This is a genomic window from Enterococcus sp. 5H (assembly GCF_028128615.1).
Lineage (GTDB): Bacteria > Bacillota > Bacilli > Lactobacillales > Enterococcaceae > Enterococcus_L.
On sequence record NZ_AMDP01000024.1, the window covers coordinates 38,816 to 51,344 of the forward strand.

Sequence of the window (12,529 nt, forward strand, 5' to 3'; positions counted from 1 at the left end):
TTTCTTACTCATTTTATTCTATAAGTCTGTAAAAATGTAAATGAAAAAAAGCTGCGTATTATATATTACGTAATCCCTCAAAATAAAAATGTATATTTTTCCTTTAATTTCTTTTTTTATGTATATTTATTTATAAAAACGGTTGATTTTTGCATTATCAGATGATATGATGAGAACAACAAAAAAAGATAATTAGAAAATGAGGAGTGTCCCTGATGAAAGAAAAAGTTGTTTTAGCCTATTCTGGCGGTTTAGATACCTCTGTTGCTGTAAAATGGTTAGTCGATGAAGGCTACGATGTTATTGCCTGCTGTTTAGATGTTGGTGAAAAAAAAGATTTAGACTTCATTAAAAACAAAGCACTTCAAGTTGGAGCTTCTGCTTCTTATACTATTGACGCCAAAGAAGAATTTGCCCAAGATTTTGCCTTAATTGCTCTACAAGGTCACACATTCTATGAACAATCTTATCCATTAGTATCTGCTTTATCTCGTCCATTGATTGCTAAAAAATTAGTAGAACTAGCACATGAAACTGGTGCTACAACAATCGCTCATGGCTGTACAGGAAAAGGGAATGATCAAGTACGTTTCGAAGTAGCCATCAACGCCCTTGCACCTGAGCTTAAAGTTATTGCACCCGTTCGTGAATGGAAATGGTCGCGTGAAGAAGAAATAAATTATGCCAAAGAAAAAGGCATACCTGTACCCGCCGATTTAGACAATCCTTATTCAGTCGACCAAAATTTATGGGGCCGGGCAAATGAATGCGGTATTCTAGAAGACCCTTGGGCTACACCGCCTGAAGGTGCTTATGAACTAACTGCTAATCTGGAAAATGCACCAAATGAAGCAGACATTATTGAACTGACTTTTGTTGAAGGTATACCTACCGCAATCAATGGAAAAGAACTCCTTCTATCTGATTTAATTCTCGATTTAAATGATTTAGCCGGCAAGCATGGAATTGGCCGAATTGACCATGTAGAAAATCGTTTAGTTGGTATTAAATCCCGCGAAGTATACGAATGTCCTGCTGCCATTACTTTGATGACTGCGCATAAAGAATTGGAAGATTTGACCTTTGTTCGTGAAGTTGCGCATTTCAAACCAATAATCGAAAATCAATTGTCTCAAATTATCTACGATGGCCTGTGGTTCAATCCATTAACAGACGCGCTAATTGCCTTCTTAAAATCAACTCAAAAATATGTTAATGGTGTTGTCCGTGTGAAACTATTTAAAGGACATGCTATCGTTGAAGGACGCAAATCAGAAAATAGCTTATACAACGAGAATTTAGCAACATACACTTCAGCTGACACTTTTGATCAAGATGCTGCTGTCGGTTTCATCAAACTTTGGGGACTACCAACAAAAGTTCACGCTGAAGTACAGGCATCACTAAATAAAAAGAACTAGCTTTTGAATAACGTTAAATGTGAGGTAACATTTACACAAGTGTAAATAAAGTTATCCGATTCACTCACCTGGCTTATCCTTGGAGAATTTCTTTTCTATCTGCGGACAGAAATAAGGAAATCGATAAGCAGTTAATAATAACGCTCGCTACGACAGATAACTACATTTAATTAGAGCTATAGAGTGTGGTACAAAACTAAAAAACAGTTTTACTCCACACTTTAAATCCGAATAAACGGCGAGAAAAAAGCAACTACTCCACTTCGTTCCGATCACATTGTCGTAAATCACGAAGAATATTGTGATCCGATGATGAACGGTACAAGGCACATAATGTGCGTTGCTCCTTTTAAAAGCTCTAAGAATTGAAGGCTTCGGAAATAAGCCAAAATTGCTATGAAACACAGTGAGGTACGAACTGATGTAGAATAGTACCTACTTGGTTCAAAAATTTGAAGAGCACCGAGTAGACACCAATCATCATCCATTCGCAAGCTCATGGTGATTCTTAGCAATTTTCGTGAATCCCTTCTTATTTCTGTAAAACACAACGAGAACCGAGTTGATGTTGCGCAGTACTTACCCGGTTCTCGGAGTTAAGCGCTTTTCTCCCAGTCTCATTTTTACAGAATGAATAATAATACAGTATATCGAGGTGCAGATAATGGAAAAATTATGGGGCGGACGTTTTGAAGGTAAAAGTGAAACTTGGATCGATGAATTTGGTGCATCGATTCCTTTTGATCAAAAATTAGCGAAACAAGATATCATTGGCAGTTTAGCCCATGTCAAAATGTTGGGAAAAACCGGAATACTAACTGACACAGAAGTTATTCAAATTACAAATGGATTAAACATCCTTCAAGAAAAATTATCAACTGGTAAACTCGAATTCACACTTGAAAACGAAGATATCCATTTAAATATTGAAAAATTTTTACATGAAGAAATTGGATCAGTCGCTGGAAAATTACATACTGGACGTAGTAGAAATGATCAAGTAGCTACTGATATGCATTTATATTTGAAGGACATTGTACAAGAAGTTATTGAAAAAATTCATTTGTTTCGTCAAGTCTTAGTAAATACTGCTGAGGCAAATATCGAAACAATCATGCCCGGCTATACTCACTTACAACATGCTCAACCTATTTCATTTGCTCATCATATGATGGCTTACTATGGTATGTTAACACGGGATCAAGAACGCTTTTCCGAAAGCCTAAAACGAGTTGATATTTCTCCTTTGGGCTGCGCTGCCTTAGCAGGAACAACCTTCCCAATCGATCGGGAATATACTGCGAAATTACTAGGTTTTTCTCACATCTATGAAAATAGTTTAGATGGCGTTAGCGACCGAGATTTTATCTTAGAGTTTCTTAGTAATAGTTCCATTTTGATGATGCATCTTTCTCGTTTCTGCGAGGAAATTATCCTATGGTGCAGCCATGAGTTCCAGTTTGTGGAATTGACAGACACATTTTCAACAGGAAGTTCTATTATGCCTCAGAAAAAAAATCCTGATATGGCGGAATTGATCCGTGGAAAGTCAGGTCGTGTCTATGGTAATTTATTCAGCTTATTAACAGTTTTAAAAGGCTTACCTTTAGCATACAACAAAGACTTGCAAGAAGATAAAGAAGGCATGTTTGACACAGCTCACACAATTTTAACTAGCTTAGAGATTATGGCGGGCATGGTTGATACAATGAAAATAAATCGTGAAGTTATGGAAAAATCAACTGAAAAAGATTTTTCAAACGCTACAGAACTCGCCGATTATTTAGCTAGTAAGGGAATGCCGTTCAGACAAGCCCATGAAGTTGTTGGTAAGTTAGTCCTTTCTTGCACAAAAGAAGGTATTTATTTGCAAGATGTTCCGTTAGAAAAATATCAAGCAATTACGCCATTAATTGAAGCGGATATTTATCAGACGCTGGCATCTAAAACTGCAGTGGAGCGTCGACATTCTTATGGTGGAACAGGTTTCGATCAAGTAACATCAGCTATTCAAAGAAGCAAGCTGCAATTACAAAGTGAAGAAAAGTAAAAAAAGGTATGACACAAATGAACTGTGTCATACCTTTTTCAATATTACTAACGAGTTTTTGTACGTGAATCGGCATCAATACCTGGCGCTTTGCCAAGTTTTGCTTGAAGCATCCAGATATTCTTTTCGATATCTGTTTTATTAGCAATAAAAATATCTTGTGTAGAATCATCACCTTCATCACCAGATACTTCAATTCCTTTTTGGTAAAGATCTGCCAAATAACGATATCCTTCTACTAATTTTTCCATACGTTCAGGGATTGTACGTTCATATGTACCGATTTCATCTTCGATACCTGTATGATCTGCGAATTCTTGTAATGTTGAATAAGGAGCACCATCTAATGTGATTAAACGTTCTGAAATAACATCTAATTGATCGTTGATTTGATCCATGTATTCGTCCATTTTAGGGTGCAATGTTAAGAATTCTGGTCCACGCATATACCAATGTGTTTGGTGGATTACCACTGAAAATTGACTAAGATCTGCAACTAGTTGATTCAATACTTCTTTCGTTTGTTCGAATTTCATTATACATCATCCTCCTAATGTTTTTTCTACATCTATAATTGTAGTACGAATCACTGAAAAAGTACACTGAAATCTGTCATTTTAATAATATTTTTAATTTAATAATAATTCTAATCTAACTTTTTAATTATTATTAGTTATTGGCTGTGAGTTTAAAGTATCTACTACTTCTTTTGCAACTACATTTAGGGCTTCTTCTAACTCTTTATTCATTGTATCTGCATCTTTTGTACCTGAAATAAACGCCATAAACAAGTTCGATACCGCTTCTTCTTGGTCTTCAGGTACGAACCATTCGCCTTTTTCTTTTTCTAAATGCAATTTTAGTTCCACTGGATCAGTTTTAATTTTAATTGCTTTAACACGTTCTTCTAAAATAGAAAATGTTGCTTCTAAAGCTTTTTGGTCATCCTTTGCTATTTCAGGATCATCTGTAGCTTCTTTTATTAATTGTCGTGTCATTTCCTGCATTGCACTAACAAGATCTAAGCCAGTTACATAATAAGAAATTGTCGCGCCTGATTTTTTTTCATCTATTTGAACAATTTTATAGGTTGTTTTTTGTTTAACTTGCTTCAATAATTCTTGTGTTAATTGATCTGCTTGTTTTTTAGGCACGTCTACGCCAGTAGCTGCCAGTCCTTCTGTAAAATTTTCCTCAAAGGCATCACTGTTTTGATCCAACTCTTTTCCAACTTCTTTTCCATCACGAAATTCGTTAGCAAATTTACTTTCATCTTTTTGATAAACTAGTCGATTAACAAAAAGCTCACCAGCATCTTCTGCCGAAATTCCTTTTCTGCCACAACTTGTCAGGAAAATTCCCACTAGTATCAACGGAACTATCCAAATTTTTCTCATTACCTTTCCTCCGTTCTCTTATCTACTAGTAAAACAAGTTCAGCGTTATTTGTCAAAAAAAGTTTTATTCCAAATCTAATCGTAACTTAGCCAACTGGTGATAGCTAGCTGCTATTTGTTGTTGAGTATTCAAATAAAGTGGATAAATTTGTTGGTATAATCGCTGATTTTCTATTGTAGGATCGACCACTTCACTGATTTTTACCAAATGACTAGCTGCATCTAAGTCTGAAATTATTCCTAAGCTTTTCCAACCCAGCAAAACAGCTCCTAACGCTGAAGCCTCCACGCTTTCAGTAAATGAGAGCTTTAGACCTAAGACATCCGCCATTACTTCTTTAAAAACAGCCGACTCAGCAAAGCCACCTGTTGCTCGAACTTCTTTGACATTGCCACCTAATTCCTCTAGCTCAATTAAAACACGTTTTAAATTCAAACAAATTCCTTCAATCACCGCACGCATCATCATTCGGTCATCATGATGCCTTTTTAAGCCAATAAAGCTTCCAGTTGCTTCTGCATCCCATAATGGTGCTCTTTCCCCTAATAAATACGGATGAAATAATACACCTTTAGAACCAACAGAGGTTTCCTTTACAACTTCCATTACTGCATCATAAGGATTTTCTCCTGCTAAACGTGCTTCTCTTTGGACTTCCTTTAATAAATTTTCACAAGCCCAGTCAAAAATACCTGCACCATTACTAGTAGCTCCGCCAATCACCCAGTGATTTTCATCTAATACGCAGCAAAATGTTTCTCCATGTGGATGTATCCTAGGATTATCTACTATATAACGCAATGCGCCACTCGTTCCTACAGTTAAGGTAGCCGTTCCTTCCGTTAATGCACCTAATCCTAAATTAGACAACGGACCATCTGCCCCACCAAGGATAAAAATCGTATCTGCTGATAACCCCAATTGTTCTTGCCACTCTTTTGCCAGTCCAGTTACTTGATGAGTTGATGTAACTAATTGAGGCAGCTGGTCACTTGTAATCCCAACTTCTACTAATGCCTGTTGGTCCCAATCTAGTTCATGTATATTCAAAAAACCAGTTCCTGATGCTGTACTGATATCTGTCACGTATAGATTAAAAAATCGATAAAAAATGTATTCTTTCATTCCGACAAATTTAGCTGCTTGCTTGTAGATTTCTGGTGACTCCTCTTTTATCCACCTAATTTTTTGAAAAGGCGTCATTGGGTGCATTGGCATGCCAGTATTTTGATAAAGCGTTTGGCCTAATGCAGTATCTTTTAGTTCTTCTGCAAATTTTTCCGCACGATTATCTGCCCAGGTAATAACTCTCGTCAATGGTTGATTTTGTTTGTCCATCACAATTAATCCGTGCATTGCCGTAGAAAACGACACTAGTGAAATCTCGCACGGTTGAACAGTTCCCACGACTTTTTTAATACATGTAACAACTGCTTGAAAAATCTGTTCAATATTTTGTTCTGCCATTCCTTCTGTTTCTTGAATCAAAGGATAACGAACGTAAAATGACGTACGCACAGTTCCATCCTCATTAAATCCAACAGCTTTAGTTTGAGTTGTACCAATGTCTACTCCAATCGCTATTTTCTCCATTAGATCGCCTCATTTCTCACTTCCATTATTCCTAATAAAAAAATATTTGTCTAGTTGAAAAAGTGTTTTTTTTGCGTATTCTTTTTTTGAAAGGAGAATTTCTATGTTAATTGTTTATTTTATCTTTGGTTGTATTCTCGGGTCATTTCTTTGTCTAGTTGCAGAAAGAGTCCCAGCAAAAAAATCTATAATCATACCTGGTTCCCATTGTGCTTTTTGCCAAACAAAATTAAAAGTATTTGAGCTTATTCCACTCATATCCATTTTATTACTGCGATTTCGTTGTCGCTATTGCCAGCATCGTTTGCCTATAACCTATTTTTTGAGCGAACTGTATTGTGGAATGTTATGTGTACTAGTTTTTCAAAATACACAGCCGCTTTATTCATTCAGCATCTTAGCTATGGCATTTCTATTGTCCTTAACTGATATTTTTTATTTAATTGTTGAACCGAGATTATTTTATCCGTTAGGAATTATATTATGTATTGAACACATTATTTTAGCTTTACCAATTCACTTTTTCACTTGTTTTATTGTCTTCCTATGCCTAATTATTTTGAATTACCTAGTGCCAGATTCTGTCGGTGGGGGGGATATCTTTTTATTAACACTTTGGGGCGCCCTTTTAGGTAGTCAAGCCCTGATACTTTTATTGTTTGTTGCCAGTGGTAGCGGATTGTGTTTCTTTTTATTTTATCGCTTTATTTTAAAACAAGAACTTCAACAACTGCCATTTGTTCCATTTTTAAGTTTTGGATTGCTTTTTGTTTTGTTACTTAAATAGATAGACAGAAGTATATTCTACTCCTGCCTATAGTCTAATCATTATTTTTCTTTCCAATTTTTACGGATAAAGCCGGCTCTTCCAGAGCCTTCTCTGTAGAGGTTGTAGTGAACACTATGTTTTTTATAATAATCCTGATGGTAATCTTCTGCTGGATAAAAAGTTTGTGCTGGTTCAATTTTTGTAACAATCGGTTGGGTAAAACGCCCACTGGCTTGTAGATCCTCTTTAGATTGTTCTGCAATTTCTTTTTGGGCTTCATTTGAATAAAAAATAACTGGACGATACGAATCACCACGATCTGCAAATTGACCTAAAGCATCAGTCGGATCTGTTTGCTGCCAATAAGTTTCTACTAGTTTTTTATAGGAAATCACGCTCGGATCAAAAGTAATTTCAACAGCTTCTGTATGTCCTGTAGTTCCTGTCGTAACCTGTGCGTAGGTTGGGTTTTCCACATGCCCGCCAGTATATCCTGATATAACAGAAATAATCCCCGGTTGACTATCGAATGGTTTGACCATACACCAAAAACAGCCGCCAGCAAAGATAGCTTTTTCATATTGATGTTCCATTTGTCTTTCACCTCTTCTTTTTCTCTATCATAAATCGGAAGAAAAAATAATGATATTGATTTGCTTAGAAGTTATTGACATGGGATGGATCCCACATGTTATGGTAAGAAAAAGAAAGGACTGTGAATAAAAATGAAGATTATTGTTGAAGAAACATACGAAAAAATGAGCCGTGTCGCTGCAAATATTTTATTAGGCAAAATGTATCAGAATAAACGTGTAAACTTAGCGATAACAGCTGGTTCCACACCCGTTAAAATGTATGAATATCTTGTAGATGATGTGAAAGATAAAACATATTTTGACAATGTTCATTATTACAATTTTGATGAAATTCCTTTTATGAAGAAAAAAGGCTTTGGGGTTACAATGACAAACCTGAATAAGCTTTTCTTTGACCCAGCTGGAATTGATACAGAACATATTCATCCGTTAGACCAAGATAATTATCAGACACAGGACTTGAGAATTAAACAAGACGGTGGTTTAGACTTAATTTTGTTAGGTATCGGTGCTGATGGACATTATTGCGGAAATCTTCCTGGAACAACAACTTTTGAAAATGAAACTTTTCTAGTAGACGAGAACGCTACACCAAATATGAAAGAAATTCTACTAAATGAAGTTGGTGGTGATGAAACTGAGCGCCCTAGTTTCTATGTTACAATGGGTCCAAAAAGTGTCATGCAGGCAAAAGAAATCGTCTTATTTGCAACTGGTAAGAAAAAAGCCCAAATCATTAAGCAAGCTTTCTTTGGACCTGTTACAAACGATGTTCCCGCTTCTCTTTTACAAACTCACCCTAATTTAACGATTGTGCTTGATAAAGAAGCTGCAGCGGAAATAATTTAATCGTCAGAAGAGAAAAAAACCTTGGAATCAAGCTGATTCCAAGGTTTTTTCTTATTTATTTAACTCATTCAACGCATCTTCAGCAGCCATTTGTGCTTCAATATCAGAGATACTGTAGACATTTTCGCTAGCTACGCCGACTTCTTTTGGTTCCATGTTACGGTAACGAGCCATACCAGTACCAGCTGGAATGATCTTACCAATGATAACATTCTCTTTCAAACCAAGTAATGGATCTTTTTTACCGCGAATTGCAGCATCGGTTAACACACGAGTTGTTTCTTGGAATGACGCAGCGGATAAGAAACTATTCGTTTCTAATGATGCTTTAGTGATTCCTAGTAATACTGGACGGCTTGTTGCAGGAACGCCACCAGCTACTAATGTGTCGTAGTTACGATCTTTAAATTCTGCGATATCTAATAATGTTCCTGGTAAGATTTCAGTATCACCTGGATCCATAACGCGAACTTTACGAAGCATTTGGCGAACCATTACTTCGATATGTTTATCTCCGATTTCCACCCCTTGCATACGGTACACGCGTTGTACTTCACGCAATAGGTAGTTTTCAACTGATAATACATCACGAACTTGTAGTAATTGTTTCGGATCAATTGAACCTTCTGTTAGAGGCTCGCCACGATGAATTGTATCGCCTTCTGCGACTTTCATACGTGCTGTATAAGGTACTGTATACGTACGAGTATCAGTTTTCCCTTTGATTGTTACTTCTTTTTGACGCGTTGCAGGATCTTCAAAGATATCGATGACTTCACCAGTTACCTCTGTGATTACTGCTTGCCCTTTCGGATTACGTGCTTCAAAAATTTCTTGAACACGAGGAAGACCTTGAGTGATATCGTCTCCGGCAACCCCACCTGTATGGAACGTACGCATAGTCAACTGAGTACCAGGCTCACCGATTGATTGAGCAGCAATTGTACCAACTGCCTCACCAACTTCAACACCTGAACCGGTAGCCAAGTTACGGCCATAACAATGTTTACATACACCATGTTTTGTATTACATGTAAATACAGAACGAATTGTTACTGTTTCGATACCGGCATCAATGATTTCTTTAGCAAGATCTTCAGAGATTAATTGATCTTCACCCACGATTACTTTACCAGTTTCTGGATGGATAACTGATTTACGTGTATAACGTCCTAGTAAACGTTCTTCTAAAGGTTCGATGATTTCATTACCTTCACGAATTGATTTAATTTCAAGACCGCGGTCAGTTCCACAATCGTCTTCACGAATGATAACATCTTGTGCTACGTCAACTAAACGACGAGTCAAGTAACCTGAATCGGCTGTCTTCAAGGCTGTATCGGTCATACCTTTACGAGCTCCATGGGTAGAGATAAACATTTCCAAGACAGAAAGTCCTTCACGGAAGTTAGAGATGATCGGTAATTCCATGATACGTCCATTCGGAGCGGCCATTAATCCACGCATACCAGCAAGCTGAGTAAAGTTAGAGATGTTACCACGGGCACCTGAATCTGACATCATGAAGATTGGATTTTTTGCATCCATACTTTCGATCAGTTTTTGTTGGATTTCATCTTTAGCTGTATTCCAAACACCAATAACACGTTCATAACGTTCGTCATCTGTAATCAGACCACGACGGAATTGTTTCGTGATGTTTTCTACTTGTTTATGGGCGCTATCAATGATTTCTTGTTTTTCATGTAAAACCATGATATCAGCAATTCCCACTGTCATACCAGCATAAGTTGAGTGTTTATAACCCAAGTCTTTCATACGGTCAAGCATTTTAGAAGTTTCAGTGATATGGAATCTCTTGAATACTTCAGCAATGATATTTCCAAGATTTTTCTTCTTGAATGGTAAAACAAGTTCTTGAGCTTTAATATGCTCTGGAATATCTGTCCCAGCTTCTACAAAATATTTATCCGGCGTTTGCACAGTTAAGTTGTAGTCAGTTGGTTCATTCAAGTAAGGGAACTCTACTGGCATGATTTCGTTAAAGATAATCTTACCAACAGTTGTCACTAAGATGCGTTCTTTTTGCCAATCTGTAAATGGTTTATCTCCAAGTAATGTTGTTTGAACACCGATACGAGAATGCAGATGGACATAGCCATTACGCCATGCTAATACAGCTTCATTCATATCACGGAAGATCATACCTTCGCCTTCGCGATCGTCTTCTTCCATAGTCAAGTAATAGTTACCTAAGACCATATCCTGAGAAGGAGTTACAACTGGTTTACCATCTTTAGGGTTCAAGATATTTTGAGCAGCTAACATTAGCATACGTGCTTCTGCTTGTGCTTCTTCATTTAATGGAACGTGAACGGCCATTTGGTCCCCATCGAAATCGGCATTGTACGCTTCACACACTAATGGGTGAAGACGAATTGCGCGACCTTCAACTAAGACAGGTTCAAAGGCTTGGATACCAAGTCTATGAAGCGTAGGTGCCCGGTTAAGTAAAACTGGGTGTTCTTGAATAACTTCTTCCAGAATATCCCATACTTCATCTTCTTGACGTTCAATTTTACGTTTTGCGTTTTTAATATTTGTGGCAATTTCACGTTGAACTAATTCACGCATTACAAATGGTTTAAATAATTCAATCGCCATTTCTTTTGGAAGTCCACATTGGTACATCTTCAAGTTAGGTCCAACGACGATAACTGAACGACCAGAGTAGTCTACACGTTTACCCAGTAAGTTTTGACGGAAACGACCTTGTTTCCCTTTCAGCATATGAGAAAGAGATTTCAATGGACGATTACCTGGACCTGTAACAGGACGGCCACGACGACCATTATCAATCAATGCATCTACTGCTTCTTGCAGCATACGTTTTTCATTTTGCACAATAATGTTTGGTGCATTTAAGTCTAATAGGCGTTTCAAACGATTGTTACGGTTGATTACACGACGGTATAGATCGTTTAAATCAGATGTCGCAAAACGTCCACCTTCCAATTGAACCATCGGACGTAAATCTGGTGGAATAACTGGAATAACATCCATAACCATCCAGCTTGGTAAGTTTCCTGAAGCACGGAAGGCTTCTAAAATATCCAAACGGCGGATTGCACGGGTTCTTTTTTGACCTTGAGCTGATTTCAACTCTTCTTTAAGTTGAACAACTTCGCCATCTAAGTCAACGTTATCTAATAATTGTTTTACAGCTTCTGCACCCATTGCCGCAGTAAAGCCTTGACCATATTGATCACGTTTATCGCGATATTCGCGCTCTGTTAATAATTGTTTTTTCTCTAAAGAAGTATCACCAGCATCAATTACTACATAAGATGCAAAGTAGATGATTTCTTCTAACGCACGAGGACTCATGTCCAATACAAGTCCCATACGAGATGGAATACCTTTGAAGTACCAGATATGTGAAACTGGCGCTGCTAACTCAATATGTCCCATACGTTCACGACGAACTTTAGAACGAGTCACTTCTACACCACAACGGTCACAAACGATACCTTTATAACGAATACGTTTATATTTTCCACAAGCACATTCCCAGTCTTTAGTTGGGCCGAAAATGCGTTCACAGAATAAACCTTCACGTTCAGGTTTTAGCGTACGATAGTTAATCGTTTCAGGTTTTTTTACTTCACCGTAAGACCAGCTTCTGATCTTTTCTGGAGAAGCCAAACCTATTTGCATACTTTCGAATTTATTTACATCGATCAAAAGGGATTCCCTCCATTCAATTAGTTAGAAAAGCTGAGTGAGCTATTCACCGCGGTTCAGAAAGGTTGGAACAGAAGTCTACTCTTAAAATGAGTCACTTCCAGATCCAGACCTCTTTGAACGAACGGATTTCATTGGCACTTTATAC

9 protein-coding genes are annotated in these 12,529 nt (G+C 37.3%); 4 read left to right on the forward strand and 5 right to left on the reverse strand.

The window, feature by feature from the left end; genetic code table 11:
* Positions 1-215: 215 nt before the first annotated feature.
* Complete coding sequence (locus tag C240_RS10605; RefSeq protein WP_271495359.1) at positions 216-1,421, forward strand: argininosuccinate synthase; 1,206 nt, start codon at positions 216-218, stop codon at positions 1,419-1,421.
* Positions 1,422-2,085: 664 nt separating this feature from the next.
* On the forward strand, positions 2,086-3,471 hold the full coding sequence (argH, locus tag C240_RS10610) for an argininosuccinate lyase (protein ID WP_271495362.1): 1,386 nt from the start codon (positions 2,086-2,088) through the stop codon (positions 3,469-3,471).
* Positions 3,472-3,518: 47 nt separating this feature from the next.
* Here argH and C240_RS10615 read toward each other — a convergent pair whose 3' ends face one another.
* From C240_RS10615 to C240_RS10625, 3 genes are all read right to left on the reverse strand, one after another.
* On the reverse strand, positions 3,519-4,007 hold the full coding sequence (locus C240_RS10615) for a Dps family protein (RefSeq protein ID WP_271495364.1): 489 nt from the start codon (positions 4,005-4,007) through the stop codon (positions 3,519-3,521).
* Between the two features lie 123 nt (positions 4,008-4,130).
* Positions 4,131-4,868, reverse strand: a complete 738-nt coding sequence (locus C240_RS10620; RefSeq protein WP_271495367.1) for a DUF5105 domain-containing protein — start codon at positions 4,866-4,868, stop codon at positions 4,131-4,133.
* A gap of 64 nt (positions 4,869-4,932) precedes the next feature.
* On the reverse strand, positions 4,933-6,462 hold the full coding sequence (locus C240_RS10625) for a gluconokinase (protein WP_271495370.1): 1,530 nt from the start codon (positions 6,460-6,462) through the stop codon (positions 4,933-4,935).
* 103 nt (positions 6,463-6,565) lie between these two features.
* On the opposite strand from C240_RS10625, the gene C240_RS10630 reads away from it, so the two are divergent.
* Positions 6,566-7,249 (forward strand): prepilin peptidase, encoded by a 684-nt coding sequence (locus C240_RS10630; protein WP_271495372.1) that lies wholly within the window; start codon positions 6,566-6,568, stop codon positions 7,247-7,249.
* Positions 7,250-7,290: 41 nt separating this feature from the next.
* Here C240_RS10630 and msrA read toward each other — a convergent pair whose 3' ends face one another.
* Complete coding sequence (gene msrA / locus C240_RS10635) at positions 7,291-7,824, reverse strand: peptide-methionine (S)-S-oxide reductase MsrA (RefSeq protein WP_271495375.1); 534 nt, start codon at positions 7,822-7,824, stop codon at positions 7,291-7,293.
* A 132-nt stretch (positions 7,825-7,956) separates the two neighbouring features.
* Here msrA and C240_RS10640 point away from each other — a divergent pair, with 132 nt between their 5' ends.
* The gene (locus C240_RS10640) at positions 7,957-8,676 is read left to right on the forward strand and encodes a glucosamine-6-phosphate deaminase (protein ID WP_271495378.1); all 720 of its coding nucleotides are present in this window, start codon (positions 7,957-7,959) and stop codon (positions 8,674-8,676) included.
* A gap of 51 nt (positions 8,677-8,727) precedes the next feature.
* Here C240_RS10640 and rpoC read toward each other — a convergent pair whose 3' ends face one another.
* Complete coding sequence (rpoC, locus tag C240_RS10645; protein ID WP_271495381.1) at positions 8,728-12,381, reverse strand: DNA-directed RNA polymerase subunit beta'; 3,654 nt, start codon at positions 12,379-12,381, stop codon at positions 8,728-8,730.
* Positions 12,382-12,529 lie beyond the last annotated feature (148 nt).

Excerpts from the sequence above, each read along its gene's own strand:
- C240_RS10620 (WP_271495367.1), bottom strand. The coding sequence starts at position 4,868 with ATGAGAAAAATTTGGATAGTTCCGTTGATACTAGTGGGAATTTTCCTG.
- C240_RS10630 (WP_271495372.1), top strand. The coding sequence starts at position 6,566 with ATGTTAATTGTTTATTTTATCTTTGGTTGTATTCTCGGGTCATTTCTT.
- C240_RS10640 (WP_271495378.1), top strand. The coding sequence starts at position 7,957 with ATGAAGATTATTGTTGAAGAAACATACGAAAAAATGAGCCGTGTCGCT.
- msrA (WP_271495375.1), bottom strand. The coding sequence starts at position 7,824 with ATGGAACATCAATATGAAAAAGCTATCTTTGCTGGCGGCTGTTTTTGG.
- argH (WP_271495362.1), top strand. The coding sequence starts at position 2,086 with ATGGAAAAATTATGGGGCGGACGTTTTGAAGGTAAAAGTGAAACTTGG.
- C240_RS10615 (WP_271495364.1), bottom strand. The coding sequence starts at position 4,007 with ATGAAATTCGAACAAACGAAAGAAGTATTGAATCAACTAGTTGCAGAT.
- C240_RS10625 (WP_271495370.1), bottom strand. The coding sequence starts at position 6,462 with ATGGAGAAAATAGCGATTGGAGTAGACATTGGTACAACTCAAACTAAA.
- C240_RS10605 (WP_271495359.1), top strand. The coding sequence starts at position 216 with ATGAAAGAAAAAGTTGTTTTAGCCTATTCTGGCGGTTTAGATACCTCT.